This window comes from Paenibacillus rhizovicinus, from assembly GCF_010365285.1.
Lineage (GTDB): Bacteria > Bacillota > Bacilli > Paenibacillales > Paenibacillaceae > Paenibacillus_Z > Paenibacillus_Z rhizovicinus.
Window position 1 is genome coordinate 209,981 of record NZ_CP048288.1, and the last position, 18,861, is coordinate 228,841.

9 protein-coding genes and 1 pseudogene are annotated in these 18,861 nt (G+C 51.0%); all 10 read right to left on the reverse strand.

The features are described 5' to 3' along the window. Window positions 1-13: 13 nt before the first annotated feature. Window positions 14-1,258: a hypothetical protein gene (locus tag GZH47_RS33775; RefSeq protein ID WP_162645996.1), complete on the reverse strand. Its 1,245-nt coding sequence runs from the start codon at window positions 1,256-1,258 to the stop codon at window positions 14-16. Beyond that, the gene (locus tag GZH47_RS33780; RefSeq protein WP_162645759.1) at window positions 1,239-1,808 is read right to left on the reverse strand and encodes a hypothetical protein; all 570 of its coding nucleotides are present in this window, start codon (window positions 1,806-1,808) and stop codon (window positions 1,239-1,241) included. The genes GZH47_RS33775 and GZH47_RS33780 overlap by 20 nt, the downstream gene beginning before the upstream one ends. A 5-nt stretch (window positions 1,809-1,813) precedes the next feature. Further along, the gene (locus GZH47_RS33785; protein WP_225446654.1) at window positions 1,814-3,499 is read right to left on the reverse strand and encodes a hypothetical protein; all 1,686 of its coding nucleotides are present in this window, start codon (window positions 3,497-3,499) and stop codon (window positions 1,814-1,816) included. A gap of 839 nt (window positions 3,500-4,338) precedes the next feature. Beyond that, window positions 4,339-6,783, reverse strand: coding sequence for a hypothetical protein (locus GZH47_RS33790; RefSeq protein WP_162645997.1), 2,445 nt, complete (start codon window positions 6,781-6,783; stop codon window positions 4,339-4,341). Then, on the reverse strand, window positions 6,780-8,597 hold the full coding sequence (locus GZH47_RS33795) for a hypothetical protein (RefSeq protein WP_162645998.1): 1,818 nt from the start codon (window positions 8,595-8,597) through the stop codon (window positions 6,780-6,782). Before GZH47_RS33795 ends, GZH47_RS33790 begins: the two co-directional genes overlap by 4 nt. Next, complete coding sequence (locus tag GZH47_RS33800; RefSeq protein ID WP_162645764.1) at window positions 8,590-11,043, reverse strand: hypothetical protein; 2,454 nt, start codon at window positions 11,041-11,043, stop codon at window positions 8,590-8,592. The genes GZH47_RS33795 and GZH47_RS33800 overlap by 8 nt, the downstream gene beginning before the upstream one ends. Window positions 11,044-11,387: 344 nt before the next feature. After that, window positions 11,388-12,443 (reverse strand): hypothetical protein, encoded by a 1,056-nt coding sequence (locus tag GZH47_RS33805; RefSeq protein ID WP_162645765.1) that lies wholly within the window; start codon window positions 12,441-12,443, stop codon window positions 11,388-11,390. A gap of 96 nt (window positions 12,444-12,539) precedes the next feature. Continuing rightward, complete coding sequence (locus tag GZH47_RS33810) at window positions 12,540-16,709, reverse strand: hypothetical protein (protein ID WP_162645999.1); 4,170 nt, start codon at window positions 16,707-16,709, stop codon at window positions 12,540-12,542. Further along, window positions 16,661-17,950 carry a hypothetical protein gene (locus tag GZH47_RS33815; RefSeq protein ID WP_162646000.1) on the reverse strand — a complete coding sequence of 430 codons (1,290 nt, stop codon included), beginning with the start codon at window positions 17,948-17,950 and terminating at the stop codon, window positions 16,661-16,663. The genes GZH47_RS33810 and GZH47_RS33815 overlap by 49 nt, the downstream gene beginning before the upstream one ends. A gap of 44 nt (window positions 17,951-17,994) precedes the next feature. Further along, window positions 17,995-18,861 (reverse strand): annotated as a pseudogene (locus GZH47_RS33820) (PA14 domain-containing protein); the annotation flags it as partial.

The following is an 18,861-nucleotide window of genomic DNA, read 5'->3' on the forward strand; positions in this document are numbered from 1 at the left end:
CCCAACCTCCTTTCTATCTCGAATAATTTAGTCTTACAGCATGGAGACATGGATTTACACCGTTGTTGGGATCTGGATACAGCTTGGTTTTCACCCAAAGTGTCCTGGCATATTGGCCAGTCCACTCGTAGCTTTGCAGCGGCACCAGAGTCCCATCCATCTCTTCTTTCAACACCTCGTACTCGTAAATCGCTCCATCCAAGAGATGGTCCAGCTTAGTGTCGTAGCTGAAGGCAGAGCGATTGAGAAAGACGTGATCGATGGATTCTATGTTGTAAATACCGTCCATGCTGAAAGGAGATAGAATGAAGCCTCCGCCTGGTTCGAACATTGTCAAAAGGACACTTATTTCTTGAGCGCCAAGAACGAATACCTTCTTGCCATTCAGATCAATTGGGTTCTTCTGAACCAGTGTGATGCGGATCTTCTGCACCGGGACACTTGGAAAGTACCATTTCTTCCGAGGTGCAAATTCATACGTGTCGATCGATGATATCTCATCCTGTGTGAATCCTTTGATCTGCTGCCACGCATTGGCGTAATGCATTTCTATGTTTTGGATCTGGATGCCACGCTCCGGATGCGGATGAATCGTAATCGTATTGATGTTCAGGTTATTGACGAGATGGCTCGGCAGCTCTATCTCCAGAACAGCGTCTTCTTGGTCCGGCGCCGCCGAGAAGTCATAGCTGACCTTGCGCTGCCAGAAACTTTCATTGTCGCCATTAAAGGCGTTTATCACGTCATTATCGGATACCGTACCACCGGTGTTCGTTCGGCCCACCTTCACCTTCAGCTCGGAAGGAACGATGATTTCGCCCGATTTATCATTGACCAGATGTGTCTTTGGAATCTGGTGGATAATCGGCAGCGTGACCAGCCGGTACGCCGGGTCCACGTCGCATCGAAGCGCTGTGTCCGCAAGCTCCTGCGCAGCCGCCGGATACTTGGCTTTCATATTCAAGGCGAAGGTGGATTTACTGAAGATGGGCTCATACGGCGTTACTGCCTCAATGCCGGTCAGCTGCTCTTCCATGCTGGCCATCTTTGATTCCAGGAGGCTGATGTACTGCTGCTGCGCCGCATGTTCCGCAAGCACGATCTGGTGGACCTCTGTCAGCTGCGCTAGATTCTCATTGCTTTGCCGATAGAGCTCCACCATTTCCAGGTACTTGTCATCTTCGTTTGTATTGTAATCGTGAGAGGACGTGGGACCCCTGAACTGGGCCCCGCCGCCTTTACTTGTAGGCATTCTCATATTGACTGTACCTCCGTTCCACTTCCCCCATCCGATCGCTCAGACGCTGAATCCGGTCATGGATCTCGCTCACGCCGACCATGCGCTGGTTCTTGATAGGAACCGTGACGGTATATTTAACATCCAAGAGCCCATCCTGTAACGCATTACTCATGAACATCAAGTACCCATTGTCGATTGAATATTGATTAGAGCCTAGCAGGGCCCCATTCAATTCTACCATGAGGGATTCAAATTGACCCGCCGCCGCACCGGGCACCAGCAGGTACGAAAGTTGGCTGGCTGTTGCGGTGAATGTTTTCTCTCCCGAATACGTAATATTTTCCACCGGTTCTTGCGATTCCCCGTGAATCCATGCAAATATGCTATCTTGCTGCTGATTTGTCACAGAATCAATGTCCTTAAAGTTTTGTCTGATATCATAGATTTCTTCTTGATGGTCGGATAGGAACTTCTCGGATTCCCGCTGCCCTCGGTGCCGGGCATTGCGCTTCATCATGTTGGGCATCTTGAGCGGCCGATCCGCCGGTTCGATTGTTTTCCATTCCATTCCGATCACCTCGCTCTGACTTCGATCAGATTTATTTTCGGAGAGATATGCGGGACGTTCTCCTCCCGCTTCAACATCGCTCGCAGCACCACTTGATTGTTCTGTGCCTCGCTGTCTTCGACTTCATAAGAAAGCTGGAAGATGCAGCTCTTGGGCAAATAATTTAACACGACCTGCTGCTCGTAGATGGCGAAACAGTCCCGGCTGTTCGGAGAGATGTTGTAATACAGCGTGTGAGCATCCACGAGCTTGAGCGGCTCTTTATCAGCTCGCACCCTCTTCTCCAGTGCAAGGTTGAACTTGCCGAGGTAGGTTTCATTCGGCAGCTCTGTCTCGATAAAATCCTGGCGCATCTGCATGTTGCCGAAATGATACAGCACCTGGATCTCGTTCCAGCCTGGTTCTAGGGTAATTGTGACTTCCTCGTTGGAGGCGACAAGCCGTTTCTGATTGACGTATACGGCGAAGGCACCCATCCGCTTCTTCGGTCCATTCTCCTGGCTCTTTAGAATGGCCAATGACATCGGCACGACTCGTGTCTCGTCGCTTTGAATACACGTCGTGAACCGATAAAAGTTGTCCGTGCTGCCGCCGCCGTCCCGCTTGAGACTTAGTGTATTGCTGATCGCCAAGTAATCGATCCGCACCGCCTCTGGCCGGTTATCGTACTGATCCTTCCACGAACCATTCAACGGCATCGTGCCGTCAAACTTCACATACGTCCTCTCCCGGCGCCACTGATTGATTCCTCGCATCAGCACTTGGTTGCGCATCTCCTCGAAGTCATGCGGCAACGTGCCGTCGCCATCGTCTTTGATCAGGCGGAACACCTGCATACCGTTCTTGATCTCGAGCGTCGGCTCCGCTTTGGCCATCTCCACGAACTTGGTCGGCCGAGCCGAGAACTCCACGACCTTGGCATACTTCGGCGTGGTCTCATCCAGCGAGCTGATCGGAAACCAGAGCAGCGTGTCCAGATCCTTGCTCTCGTCATAGGAGGCTACTTCGTAATCGACCTCCGTACCATGCGGGATCTCATGGCCGGCCTTGATGGACACCTGATTAATGTTGGGCGTATCGAATACGATCGGTGTCGTGTAGAGGATACCCTCGCTCACATAATCCTTCTTGCTGGCTGTAATATTCTTGGCTCCGAAATAATACTGGTACACACCGCCGCTGTAATCGTCGTGATCCTTTTTCTCGAAGCTAAAGCGAATACCCTTTACTGTAATCTTGGAGAAGCTCCATACCGATTTATCAACGACTTTCCGTTTGTCCTTCTCGCCTGGGATTGGGGAGAACGTGAGACCGTCATACGTATATTCCAGCTGCATGAAGACTGGCTTCACGCTGTGGGCGACATACACCACCTCGTTGATCTCTTCTTCTTGTGGGAACACCACAATCAGCTCTGCCTGGATCGTTGTTGGCGCATCGACTTTGACGACCTGCCACCAGGCAGAATTGATGTCATCATCAAACGCATTGTTAATAGTCTCGAGGGCGGCATGAACCACGTTTGCCGTAAGCGAATTAAACTTGGCTTGGGATCCATTCAGAAGAACTTTATTACTGTTGCGTTCATTCTCCCGCAGCGTCACTTGACGATCCTTCAAGTTGATATAAGCTGTTGTACGTTGGCCATTTACGGAGGACATGTCATAGAAATTCAGAATGTTGGCGTCCACATACCCCGCTCCGTTTTGGGAAACAAGCAGGAGTTGATCAACCTTTTTTGAGATACCAGCTAGGAGGTTCCACATCTTCTGCCGCTCCGTATCCGCAAAGGTGAAGTCGGACATAATTCGGGTGGTCTGCTGAATCGTCGCTTCATAGGCGTCGGAGATGTCTTGATGAATGAGCCTAATATCGCTGTTATACAAATCGGTGTCGGACTTTTGCCTGCGAAACAATTTCGTAGCTTTGAAACCGGGAGCTCCAGGGACATTGCCCCCGGAGCCATTGGCCAAAGTGATACGTAATGGTTTGCAGCGTCGGATATTTGCCTTCCAGCAAATAATATTTCACGATCTTTTCGATCGCCCGTGTAACTTGGATCTGCCTGATTCCCATTGAATATCACCCGCTTCTTTTATACTGGACAGAGAACTTTATAGCTCCATGCTGTTGAGCCTGAACCGATGACAACGACTTTAATGAAATCGACGCCGTTATACGGATTGTAGTAGAATGACAAACTATTTGTTCCGGATACCGGTCCACCGGTTTGCGCCACTAGCATATCTTGATAGTACACTTGCATTTCATCTGGAACTGTTTGCATGTTGTAGTCGATCACGACATTGCCTGGCGTACCTCCAAGCTTATGGAAGTTGGTTGTCGTACCAGCGCCCCCGGATTGCGATTGTACACCGCATGCGTATACATTGCCGTCGCTGGAGCACGTAATAATGTTGACCTGCTTTGTGGTGCTCGCCGTCGTTCCGCCAACCATTGTCACTTCAAAAAATGAAGGTGTACATGCCCGGAGAGAGCGTGTCCTTGGAGATGGTAGTCGAGAATGACCTTACCCGAATGCACCATTGCCGGTGTACCAAACATGCCCAGTAGTATCGCTGATCTTCACGGTGCTAACACCTCGGCTATCCCCACCGATAACATTCATACCAACAGCCAAATCCTTATTGCTGCACTCTATGCCAGAGACAACAGCATCTATGGTTGGTGGCGGCGTGCATTGACGGAAGATGGTCGTCGTCGCCATATCCGTTCGCCCCTCCATGTCCTCAACAGTAGCCGTCAGCGTGATCGTTTGACCGCCCGTATAGGTATTGGCTGGCACAGTGATACTGTAGCTGCCGGTCGTTGTTGAACCATTGACGTTTTGCTGCGTCCATGTCCGGCCAAGATTATCTACGACCTTATAAGATTTAATGCGACGCTGCGCACTGACTGATCCGCTAAACGTCCAACTGACGTCATTACACGTATCGATTAAAGTGCTGATCGTAATATCCGGCGAACAATTCATGAGCGTAAATTCCATAATTGGTTTGTTCGGTGTCGATACGACAGTTGGACTCACCTGATCGCTGTTGTTCGTTGCCCATCCCGTTACACGATAGTCGCCCGGCTGCAGAGAGCTCGTGTTGATCGTAAAGTTGAAATCAATCCGTTTTTGGCCAGTGCCTATGATACGGTACGGCGACATATCGATTAGATCGCCGGTGAAGAAGAACTTCACTTCTTTTAGGCCATCAAAGTCCTCTGCGTATCCCTTCACTTGAATAGCGTCCATGATGCAGGCCTGAATATGGCTGAACGGGAATGGCTCGATGTAAACGTGGGGCACATTCGGCGGATTGGCCGGATCAATACCGATGTCGTCATCGTTTTGTTTGGAGTCATCAATCGGACAATGGTTGTTCGTGAACTCCTCCATGAACTTGAAGGCCACGTAATCGTTGACGTTCATCATGCTTGGCGCATTCGCATAGTTTCCGGCTTTGATCTCGCTGATCCATGGGCAGTTCACGATTTCCTTTGGCTCACCAACCATGAGCTCGTAATGACGAGTACCCTCTGTTGCAAAGGCTACTTCTTGGGACCATGCCTCTTTTGAATTGCCATAGTAATCGGAGAACTTGATCGCCACGCCGGTGACGTGTGCGTTATAAGAGCCGGCGCCTTCTTTTAACTGCTTTACCATAACAGTTACACCATTGAACATATCCGACCAGCCAATCATCATCTTCACGTCGCCCATCATGACGGGCGTGCTGCCGAGCCCATCCATAGGAATTACAGCCCGCTCCAGCTTGTCGGTATTCGGATCATAAAATTGTACGATGATTCCGTCCCATAGAAGACAATCTCGCTGCGGGCCATTATCCGGATCGTATGGTTCGACTGGAGGGTCTGTTAGATCCAAATCCTTCGTGTGATCTCCGGGCTTGAAATCATGCGAGATTAGACAATGTTTGCTCGTAAAGTCAGCATCGAATGTGAAGATCACGTAGTCGTTCTGTGCGCCGATCGCCGGTGCAGTGGAGAAGTCTCCATTCTGTGCTGCCGTAATCCAGACACTTGGGTTTTTCGAAGATGGCTCGCCGAGCATCGCCCCGACGTTTTTGGCGCCATTAGACTTGCTAGCCACGGCGGCGGCCCACGTCGTGATCTCCTTATCGTAATTGTCCTTGTACACCACGCCAATCGAGGAGAGCTGAAATGCAGTGCCGCTGGAATCATAGCTTTCAGTCATCATGACAATGACGCCGTTGTTTGCTGCGTTCCATCCGAAGGTGACTTTATCCCCGTTCCCGTTATCCAATTCGTAAGGAAGCCAGTCATACGGAATGTCGATGGATTCCAGTGTTTTGGTGTCACGATGGTAATATTGCACCAGCAGGGTGTCGAACAACATGCAGTCACGGACTTTGACCGGCGGCGGCGGTATCGTGCAGTCCTTCAGAGAAAGCACGTAGCTGTCAGTATCGACATTGCCTTTGCTGTCGTATCCTTTCACCTCAATGGAGATGGTTCCGCCCATCAGGTATTTATCGGTAGGGACCTTGAAGTTATAGGCCATCTCCGTTCTGTCGCCGACTCCCTTTTTCTCTTCGACCACTTCTCCGTTGATCAGAAGCACGACTTTGGTGATTCCAAATGGCCCGTCAACAACACCGGACACGGGTAATTGATCGCCATGACAAAGGGACGCCAGTTTGTTTGTGATCCTCACGTTTAATTCCGGATGATCCGGATCTGGCTCATCTCCGTCATCATCGACGGGTGGTGGCGTCTGCGGATGTTCATCTGGATCCGGCGGTGGCGGTGGATCTCCAGCCGACGGTGGTGATGGTGGGAAGTACGGTGGGTCGATCACCTCGTCGCCGTCTCCTGCGTCCTCGTATGCTCTGCGGCTGGAGGCCTGGCTGTCCGATGCCTCGCCCTGCAGATACGCCTTAATAGTGAATCCCTTTAAGATGGGTGATGTATATTTCTCACTCACGCCTCTCCCCCCGTTTCCGCCGGCCGTTCAAATAGCATTCGCATCCGGATACTGTACACCGGATATTCTGTTTCCAGATACCCCGGCCGTGGGTTCGCCTGTTGCGACTGCTTCTCTACTTGCTGAATCGTGTAGATCTTTGGCGCCATCGCCTCGTCAGAGCTGCTCGCCATTTGCCGGCCCATTGGCGTAATGTCGTGCCAGGTCGCTCCATCATCAATTGATACCTGGTACTTGATGTACTGCGGCATTTCTTCTCTGACGTCGAGTGTGATTTTCTCGAGCGGCTGCTCAAAGTAGTACGGCTCCGTGACGATTTCACCAGTAGCTTCGTATTCGGTTGAGAAGATCTCGATGTCCCGGATCCCAATACAATACCGCCATCCCTCAAATCGTTCGATGCCCATTTCGATGTTCTCGTCGTTCAAACTGTATTGCACGTTGGAGATGATGTTCTCCATTGATTGCGTCGTGCCGTCCGGCGTCTGCGGGCCATATGTAGCGTCTACAGAGGTGGGCGTCGCTTTAACCTGAACACCCAGATCCTGCAGCGCAATCTGCGGACCCTCGACTCGTGGCAAATGCGTCGGTGAATATTCCTTATTGATCGTGTCGAATACATAGTCCGGGCCGTTTTCGATCTGCCGCTTGGCCTCATAATAGATGTGGCCAATGTCCGTAAAGTATTTCTCCGGCTGCTCAAACAGGATCGTGATGACCTTCGCCGTGCGTGGCGAGAAATGGAACGTGTAGTCGGAATCGAGCTTGGCGCTGGTCATCACTGATAATGGTGCGCTCGTGCCGTCCGAAACCAGGATATCTTTGACGATCGCCGTTTTGGCGCCATGGTTGGGCGGCGTGTACATATTCACATTGATTTGGTTGATCAGCGATTCTTCAGCCAGGATAACCTGCAGATTCAGCTTCAGCACTCCGCCGTCAGGATCTCGGGCGAATCGAAGTGTCTGGTTCCCATTCACTTGATAATCCCATCCGAGATTCTTGGCCACCGCTTGTTTGTCTTGCTCTCGCACATTGACGAGCTCGTATTCGAACCATGTGTTTGCGTCGCCATCCAGCACAACGCCATATGCACCATGGTTGTTCTTCTCGCCCACGAACCGGTATGTGTAATCGTTGTTCGTTAAGGAGCTGCCCGGTGACACGGTGATCTCATGATTATTACCAGGGAAGCCATTGGACTCGCTGCCGATAATGAAATTCTTGTAGGTCTTGTTGCCGGGAACAATCGTAATCGTGGCTTCTTTGCCGACGCTTGACTGGCTTGTCTGGCCCAGTGTGACGGTGCCGTTCTCGATATGCGCTGGCGTCCCGCTGATCCGATCAAAATCAATCTTATCGTTATTGGCGAAGTCGTTACGGCAGAAAACGATCTGGCCGTTGACATTCAGGTTGGACGAGAGTAGCTCCAAATCCTTGAGCTTGTCGGCGATCTGGTCGAACTCGGCCTGGAGCATGCTTTGCTGCACGACGTTATGATTGAAATCCGCATACAGTGCCCGGCCGATGATATCGACTTCTTGAAAGAGCAGATCCATATCCTGTTTAATCTCGCCCATCATATTGTTGAAGTCGGCACTCCATGGGGGGCCGCCATCGACCGCATATCGAGGAATCATCATTGGCTGGCCGGCTGATACGAAGAAGTCCTGAAACGCCTTGAAGACTGTTTGAATCAGCTTGGTATCCGACTTGATCGTGCCATCATCGAACTTGGCCTTTGCCTGCTCGAACTGGAAACGGGCCTGCAGATAAAGCATCTGCGAGTTATTTTTAATCGGCTCATTAGACATTGCGTACCTCCTGGTCATAGCTTTGGCAGCGGAGCGTGTAATTGTAAAGGGCCGGCGTAATGCTCTCATAACCGGCATGATTGCGGCGCAGGATGGCTTTAAGCCGAACGTCGGTTGTTAGGTAGTAATAGTCAACCGTTATATCTTTGAGCTCATCAACGGTCGGCGTGGTTGGGAAATAAATCTTGCTACCGATCTGAGCGAATACCTTCTCGCCGCTTGTCGCTTGTAACCGCTCCTTGTCATAAGTCCCGTTCGTGTAATTGGTGATGTTCGTATACTCTACTCCGCCGACCCGCACGATGATCGGGTAGTACATGTCGGCAGCATTGAACTGGCTGCTGTCTTGGTTGTAGCGCTCGTTCTCCCCGTCGTAGCTGAAAACTTGCTCCCGGAAAATGTAAGGCGTATGCTTCAGCGTGACCGTGTAATTGGCATCGACCGCATCGAACGTTTCACCCGTCTCCCCATTGTCATTGATGTATTGCAACGGCTCAATGAGCGCCTGATCGATATCTACGAAGTAGGCGTCGTCGGATGGCTTGTAGCTTGCGGTATATGTGCTGGCCGGTGAATAGAAGTCTCTCAAAATGCCGATCTTCTTGCCGTCAACTGAGAGCTTATACATGAATGCTGGGAGTGGCTCGCCATTTCTCCGAATCGTTACTGTGTCGTTCGAGATAGCCTGGAAGCGGAAGCTAAATTGGATCGTGTCTTTCAGCTCTTCATACTCCTCACCCACGGTGTTGCCCATCAAGAGTTCGCCTTCGACATAGGCTTTGTTGGATGGCAGGATCGGTTTCCAGGATCCCGGATCCGGATTCTTGGTGTACCCCAGGTAGAATTCGATGTCCGTGATCGGCGCCTTGTCGCCCTGATCCATGTCAATTGTCTGATGCTTCTCCACTGTAGTCAGTGTGACTGTTTTCAGGTTGCTGGCCAGCGGCAGCGGCTTCGACACATAAATCGACTGCTGGTTGTAGCGGCGGCCGACGATGCTGATGTTGTAGGCGCCATATAGATAGGTGTATTTGGATACCGGCTGCCACTCGCTCGCCAACGTCCCTTCTGTCTCTGCCTGAGTCTTCTTCTGATTCGGCGCAATGGCTCGCAGTGCTAGCTGCATTGGGTTGGTATACTGGCCGGTCTTCACGACCTCCATGGCCTGCTTGGCGGCATCGAGCACGCCTTTTGCCTGTTCTCCCTTTTCCTTTGCCCAGTCCTGAAGAGCGGTGAGGTACCGACTCCATCCAGAGATTTCGTTTTTCTTGTCGAACTCAGCGATGGACTCGCCCGGCTGTTTGAAGTCCTGTGTCAGCTGCCGGTTGCCGGCGATCTTATCCCAGAGCTCAGCTTGATTGGCTTCATCCTTATTGACGATAAAGTTCTCTTTCGCATAGTTCTCTTGGCGAATCAACACTCGGAGCTTGGATATTTCTACAGAAGGAAATTGGAAGCTCATCTGTGTGTTGGACGTTTGGCTGCGCTGATATGGACTCTCGTGAACTGGTGTGACGAGCTCATACACGTTGCCGTCGTACACCGATGATTCGTAGCCGTGAATACTAACGATTTGCATCGGGAATCCACAGTATGGATCGAAGGTGATTTCTGAGACAGGCGTAACACCGTTCAGGGTAATTTCTAATTCACAAAGCGCTCCAGTGGTCGGTGTGTTCTTGTAGTCATGATTCCAGATATCGTCAATGTTGTGCTCAAGCGGTGCATCCGCCAAAATGACCTCCGCCCAGAAGCTTTCCTGCGAGCTGTCGATCGCATAATCAATCGTGTACTTCGGATTGCCGGCAACCATGCCGGTCCGGTTTTTCACTTCAATGCGAGCCAGCTTGGCGCCATAGGGATTCTTGAGCTGATCAATCGTCTGTGCTGAAGAGAGCTGCAACCGGTCCACCACCGTTTCGGCCATGTACTCCGGAGGTAAATAGTTGCCCTGGCGTTCTTTCTGCAGAAGCAGCAGCGCATCGCTGGACGTTTCTGTATACTGCGGCGCCTTGAACTGTTCATGAACACCGGATAGGAATCCATCCGTGTTGGACATGACCAGCTTGTGCCGCTCTAACCTGGAGTCCAGGGCAGCGATCTTCTTTTGAATATCGGCCAGCATGGAGCGAGTGAGCTGCTGGTTATCGGTCAAAAGACGGTCGAGCTGATCTGAAACATCAAAGAGTGTGGCCAGATCGAACTCAATCTCCTGCATATTGGCGTTATAGGATTCGGAGCTGGTCAGCTCGGATTGATTGCGGGGCGTGAACGTCGGTTTTCCGTCCCGCCGGTCCAGGCCCTTGAGCAGCCGCTCGAGTTCTGCAGCCAGCTCGGTTTCCGACTTGATAATACCTTGACGCTGGCGGCTTTCCAGTAGCTCCATCAATTTCTTTCGCTGCGTCTCCGGCATGGTTAAGAGAAAATCATTAAGGAACTTACCCACGATGTCACCTGCTTTCTGTTCGTAATGATGCCGGCTTTGGCGGCGTCAGGCCTGGTGGCCAGCCATAATTCTGTTCTTCTTTCTCGTACTCGTTATAGCAAGACCCGCAGCAAGTATATGTCCAGTCGCCGTTTCGCCGCTTTTGTGTGAACACATTTTTCCTGGTATTCACCCGAAACCAAACCTTGCACTTATCACATTTCCAATCACCGATCAGCCACCGAGCAATGTGATATAAAATCCAAGCAGGGATAATAATCCACCCGAACAAGATCCAAAATATTGGCATCCTAAAAATCATGAGAACCCCTCCTATGTAGAGAGGCAGCCGAAGCTGCCTGTGGTCATTTCGTTATGAGTCCCTGATCGCCATCAAACGGCAACCATGATTTGCTGAGCTCGTCCCATTTTTCAGCGATGAAGTGCGATAGATGTGGGTGATCATTGTACGACCACGTTGCATGCACAATGCCATCGACTGCACTGATGTTGAGTCCCTTCGGCGTAATGCCTTCTTGGACGATCTCCTTCTGGTTCCGCATTATGGAGAAGTCGGCCGTCCAGTCCGTTCCCTTCATGGCCGTAATATCGGTTACGATATCCATCAAGAGCTTCTCGAATTTAAGCAGGCTCTCCATGATCGGGCTCGATTTGGAGATGACGGTTTCAAGCAGCAGCATTAGGAAGTCTTCCGGCACATCCTTAAATGACAGGCGCACCGGATAGTAAAGGCGAACCGAAACCATCGGGGCATCGCTCAGAAGAACATTACCGTCCGCATCGATCGTGCCCTCTATCATCTTGCCGCTGTCATTAAGGATGCCTTGATTTCCTGTTACATCAAGGACCGTAACTCGGCCGGAAACGAACTCCACGTTTTCCTCTTTCGGAATGGTAAGTCGATCCGACACCAAGCGATCCGACACTTCAAAGCGATATGGCATCACGACATCCCGGTTGCTAAAGTCGGCTCCAGCTTGTCCAAGCTCTTGGATTTTCCGCAACCGATAATCCAGCTTGACGCCATCTGCAAGCGTGCTGTCCACCGAGGAGATGGCGTTATTAATTTCCATGCTCAGGTAATCAGGGACACTTGCCCCGCCCGTGGCATTTTCTGCGATCTGAATAACCTGCTTTTTGAGATCGTCCAGCAATTTACGCAGACGTTGACCCTTCGCTGCAACGACGCCATAGGTTGCCGTGTTCAGCTCAGCAAGCGCATCTTCGGCTTTTACGATTGCAGAAGTCGCTTGCACCCGTATGCTGCTGACCTGCGGAATAGCAGCCAGGATCGTTGCCTTGTTTTGTAGCCACGATTCCATACCGTCCTCTACCTCATTGAGCTTAGACTCAAGTCCGTTGACGAAAGGCACTATATCTCGTGTATCTTTAATCGGCATCTCGTTCACTCCTTTAACAAGATAATGGGCCGCCCCAATGGGCGGCACCTCGTCAGCCATTACCATTATAATATCATGTAATGCGTTACACGGAAACTATATTTCTGTCACTTCAAGACTGTCGTCTTCATCATGATACTCGATGATCGGCAAGAGCCCGTATGCCTTGTGCTTGGCAATCGATGCTTGGATCTGCGATTCAGTGAATGTCTCCAGCAGCTTGCGTGGCAAATGAATGATCATGACGCCATTCTCTTGGTATGCCTCGCCGTCGAAATAACCAATATCCCAGTGGTGTAAGCTCTCCTTGTTCACTCGGGCGATGATTTCCCGACTGAGCTGCTCGTCGAGCCCCCCACCTCGGGAGCGGGTGTCCAGAATTACCATGTCCTTGTAAATGTCCGAGTTGGCCTGAACAAAGACTCGGCCAAGCCGAAGCATTGTCGAATCGAACATGCCGTCTTTCGGATTAAACCAGTAGTCCTCGTCCGTATGGTAGATTGATGCTGTTTTGAGCGTGCCGGCAATCAGATCTGTGCTTGTTTCCGTTGCGAGCCAGATGCCTGTTGGTTTCAGGTACACGTTGATCTGGCGGACCAGCAGCTCGCTGCCTGGCGCCTCTATGATCGCATATTCTTCTACCTTTTCATTCACCGGCACCCAGCGGTGGAAGCTGTTCTTTCCGAGCGTGAAGCTGTGCCCTGGCGTCGGATTAAAATCCATGTGGAAGAAACGAAGCAGCTTGTTCTGATCCTTCATGACCACCGGTACGGTGACAGTCACGTAAATATCAATTACGTCGTTAAAGGAGGCTTCCCTTTGCCCGATCGCTTTCCCGTCGGATTGATACAGGAACTCGGACTTTACAATCACAAGCGTTGCTCCTTCAATAGCCGCCATCGGCGTCAACGTAAGCTTTGTTGCCGCCTTATACTTATCGATGAACTGCTTCATCTCGTTTCCAAAATCCGTATACAGTGCAATGCTCGCCACCTTGATCCGCTGATCAAATGCCGTCTCTTTGGACGGAATCGTCGTCGTGAACTTATTCGAGACGTAGGCATCCTTCGTTTCTTTCGTATCGTTGTACACCGGCGAAGACGTCCAGCTGAGGATGTTCTCGATCATCCGTCGGTTTCCAGGATTCTGGAAACCACGCTCATCATCCATGGCGTTGCAGTCCGTCATAAACACGATCCGCTGCTTGTCGTTTTCATAAGCAGCCACAACCGGAAGTCCATTCGAGTAAGCAACGGGCTGAATACGACTGCCGCTAATTCTGTAGTAGGAGGCTGCCTGCATTGTAAAGCTCGTACATCCTTGAGCAAGCGGGTGGCTCGTGTTAAACGTGCCGCTTGTGGTTACGATAGCGTCCGGAACGAGTGTCAGATCCGGAAAGTCCTGAGAAACGATGCTTAGAAAGTTTGCGTTCCAGTCCGTTAATCCGGAGTGCTCGGCGGTGATGATAGCAGATCCTCCCGCTGCGATAAAACTCCGGATTCCTGCCACGCATTCAGCAGGCACAGGATTCATCATATAAGCCACAATGATCAGATCGTAATCTTTGTAGTTCGCCACCTTGCTTATTGTCCATTTGTCCTGGTCAACCGCCAGTCCTTTGGATAGCAGCAAATGGTACATCTGAGAGAAGATGCCTGTGATGGTATACTCGCTTTCGTTATCAGTCAAGATCAAGGCTTTCGTAAAAGTTCCTGACCCGCCGCCGGTCTGTTCCGTAATGATGCCCTCGGCATGCAGATCGGCATGGTACCGGACTTCCAAGTCAACTGGACTTCCGACATCAATGACTTCAGTATTGTCACTGCTGTAGAATCCACGGTACGTGTACCAGTCTTCACGATACGCATAGCGTACGGTGATCTCGTCTTGGTCCCGGATCCGATCGTGCAGATAAATAATGCCTTTCTCTGCATCCACATCCGAGACACGGAGGCGGCGGTTGTTGTTAATCCGACTCGCATTGACTTCCAGATAGCTGACTCCTTCCTCTGAAGCAAGTACGATTGGCCGGAACTGAACCTGAATCATCTGCTCGTTGAGGACGACTGGATACTCTTTCTCCACTACGATTGTTGGGAGATTCGTGAACTCCTGATTTTCGTACTCTGGAATGGAATAGTCAAGCACGACCTCTACGGAATCTCCGGCACTCTGAGGCCGATAGGCGACCAACTCCGGGTTGGAGAGGTATAATTGCGGCACACGCTCTTCTGGCTCGTAATACGGCAGCCGGATGCGCCGCTTGAATCGGCCGTTTTTTACCCGCAGGTACCAGTTCTCCCGCTCCGAGGATCTCTTTTCTACCCGTGGCTTCTCGATATCAATTTTATGCCGCTCGTCAATTTTGATGGCAAGCACCGGCACAGCCGAGAGAACTTCGAAGTTCGTCCAGGCGACCAGGTTCACCTTCAGTGCATCCAGAAATTCATCCGTTCCTTTTTTCAGGACATTGCGGAGGCGGATCCGGTTTACCCCGTGCTTGATCTGGTCAACTTCAAATCGTTTGTTCCCATTCAGGTTGTACAGGAATCGGTAGTTGACCCGGTACTCGGCGTTCAATCCACTCTCGTTCTCCCCACGCTCAATGCGGAGCAGAACTTCATGCAGCGGCGTGTCGCCGAGGTTTAGTTTCGTCAGCAGCCCACCATCGCCCAAGAGAGTGCCTAGTGTTTTGACTCCCTCGTGCTTGTAGATTTCATCCTCATCGATTGTGTATGGCGAACCGAGCGGATAGATCGGCGGCACCGGTGCGCTGGCCATCGGCTTATTGCCGGAACCGAGCGATACGGTTACGCTGCTGTCTCCCCCGGTTTTGCGGATGCTCCAGGCAAAGTTCTTCACTTTCTCTGGAATCTCGGCATCAATCTCGGCCGGCTTGAACTCGTACCCCATTGTGCCATCGGGAGATAAGAATGCAATACCTGTTCCATTGATGTCCATGCCGTTATCGCTCGTGCGCCAAGGAGTGATCTTGGTGCCGCCAGCCTGCGGGTCATTCGTGTAGCCATACACATAACCGTCACTCTTGATACGGCCTTGTACCGGTCCGGTGGAAACGAACTGGATTGGATCAACGGGCTGGAAGATCGGCTTGCCTGCAGTCAGCGCATCAAGTTTCGGCTTGAGAATGTCCTCTGCTTTTGTATCGTTCAACTTCATCTCCGAATTGGATGTGAACTCGACCGGATACATCTCACTCGCTGCTTCCTTCCCCTCAAGCTCAGTGAAGGTCAACTTCGACCAATAGCACTCTTGCTGGGAGATGTTAAATATTCCATAGGATCCATCGGTATGTTTCGGCAAGTTCTTTGTTCCGTTGTCAGGGATATCGTGGCTCCCGGTGTCCTCTCCGATACAAACAAGCTCACCCAACTCCGTGCTGCCAGGCTGACCAATGTAAATCCGGAACTCATCTTCCTGTACGACGACGGTGATCTTATATTTGCTGCTAGTCGCCCAGCCAGACGGGTTATACGTTTTGTTGTAGGCTGTGACATCGATGTAAGATACGCCGGTCTTATCAGACTGAAATCTAGTGTGTGGCTCGTCTGCACTATTGTACGAAGGCAAGATGTTTGGAACGGCTTTGAATACTTTCTTCTTCTTGTTCGTAAAGCTTTGATTGTATTGAAGGTAGCTGCTCCAGTTTGGCTCATACGCATAGCCTGGAATCGATGACGTGTTGACGACAGCTGATGCCCCACGATGACTCATCAGAATCCGTCCTGCCCCGTTATTGTCAGCGGCAACCGAGTTGTTCAACTGGTTGCGCTCCCAAGCGAACACGTAGTAGTTCTTCGAGTCTCGCACACGGAACATGATGCCGATAACGTCATCATCGTAGCCACGATCTTCGACATGAACCTCGGCCGAGAACATATAGTCTTTCTTGCCGGTCGCCGCCGGATTGTAGAATCCACCTAAATCGATCTCATTTCGAGTCAAATAGATTTCCTCAACGCCGCTGTTGCGCACCACTTTCCAGTCAGACCGGTTGGTCACTTGTCCGATATTGTTCCAGCTGCTCAGAGTCGTACCAGTTTCCGTCGTAGCTTGATGGATAATATAGATCTGCTGCTTGATCCCCCATGTCGCCTGCAGGGTTGTGCTCTCGATGATCTGGCCCTCGCCGCTCGCCGTCCAGGTGAAGGGCAGCTCTTGTTTTTGCTGCTCTGGAATAATTGTGCAACGATGTTTTATTGCATCGTTCTTGATCCGGACGTTGCTCTCCTCGGCCCCTCCCAATTTCCGGTGGCCACATTGGACTTAGCCTTGGCCGGCTCTCCGCCGCTCTGCAGCACGGCGCTGGTGACGCTTGAATTATCTGCTGCCTGCTCAGTCGTGTAGAGCAGATTTCCATTGGCATCTTCTACCGTGTAGATCGTCTCTGCCGGCAGCGATGGCATGTCGATTGGAATCATCATGCCCATGGTGCTGCGAGCATCCATGACGGCTGATCCAGACTTTAACCCGAGCATCTTCCACTCGTTTGCGTAATCCAACATCTCATGCTCAAGGAGTGCTTCTTTGGGCAGAACGGAATCCGTAATGTAGCCTGTCGTGATGACCCGCTCCTTGCCGTTCTCGTCCTTGTATTTAGCATTAACCCTGTAGCTGAACATGGGTGCTTCTCGTGGATCACTCTTGGATTTTTGCGGAACATAAATGCGGTACCCATCCACATCCGGCCGCTCCTCGAACGCATAGATTTCTTTGAGCTCTCCAGCCGACTCCACCTGCGCTAGTGTCGCTTCAGTAAAGGCGCTAACCCCGTTGATGATCCGAAGCTTCCCGCCTTCAATTGCATTCCCGTTGACTTGATTCGAGTACAGCTCAATGGTTTTCTTAACCGCCCGTGCGTTGGCGTCGATCGCAGGTGTATCCACATGGTTGTACCTTACTTTGAAGGTCTTCTCCTCATCGGTATTGAATTGCAGATACAACCAGGCCCGGTATACATTGGACTTGGTTTCCGGTGGCACCGCAGCCTGAGCCTGCACGAAGATGATGTATTTGAACGTCGAATCCAGTAGATTACCGTTCTCGTCGGTGATCTGAATTTGGTTTCCTGTATAGCGGATCACCTTCTCCGGCTCGCCCGGTTCGCTGTCGTAATGATAGAAAATCTCGAAACGATAATACAGCGCAGCGGCGACCGTGTGCTCGTTTCGGATGAAACGTTTGGTAATGTTCACTTCCTTGGATGGGAACATGTCATACGGCGCCCGCAGCACGATCGGCTGGTCTTCGGAAAGAACTGTGGCATACTGCAGCTTTCCATTTTCGTCCGGCACGACCATTGATTCAATCTGGTCGATTGGGATTAGATTGTCAGGCGTAGATGAGGTATGGATCAGGGAAATGTTCTGATCAGAATCTACTCGTGGTGTATGAACAAAAGCCAGATTCACGTCGCCTTCTGGCACTTTCTCTCCAACCCGCAAAGCATAGGTGCTGTTAGGCAGCATCTTGTTGAACTCTTTCATGTGCTTCTCACCTTCCCCTTCAAGGAGCAAAGCGACTGGCGGGGTTAACCGCCAATCACCTTGATATAAATGAAGTTGCTTGCTGTTTCGCCACCTATGTCAAAATTGGCATGAACTGCAATCTGCCCCTGGATTTCATTGATCCCGTTCAAGGCAATCTTGGCGTCTCCGCTGCTGTTTGTCAAAATGACTTCGCTTCGTGTAACGCCCTTCGTGTCCTTATAGGAGATTGTGATAGACTTGTCGCCAAGTCCGATCCAGTTTTCGTTCTTGAGCGAAACTGTAATGATCGTTTGCTCATTTTGGCCCGAGCGAATAGCTGTCTTGCTCGGATTCAGTACGATGTGGTAGCGGTCGGCGACGGCAGGCTCATAATAATTCAGCAATCCGGTCGAGCTTTTACCCTCACAGATTGCCTCGTATTTCGAGATCCGACTGGCCGGTGCAATCGGCTGATCCAACTTATACACCTCGCCGGCCTGGTTTGTCATCCCGGTATAGATGATTTCGCCATCCCGGTAGATTTCGATCCGCTTATTCTCGATCGGATTATTGTTCAAGTCCTTGATTTGTGCGGTGATCGTCGCTTTACTTAGACCGTCTGCCGGCAGCGTCTTTGGTGACACGGTGATCAGTATGCGGTCTACAGCGTCCTCTGTCCGCTCTGTCATATACAAGAACCCCCGATGGTTATGATTCAAAAGCGGATTGAATACGATCTCCTCGGCTCGGTAGAACGGCGTATTCTTGGCGCCTTCGTAGAGGATCTCCATGTTCTTCATACTTTCAGCTACATAGTTCGAGTGGAGCGTGAGCATTGCGACATCTCCGCTCACATCATAATTGTAATCGAGCATGTAACTGTAATTCAGTTTGTACTTAACCTCAATTATATCAGAAAATTCCAGCGA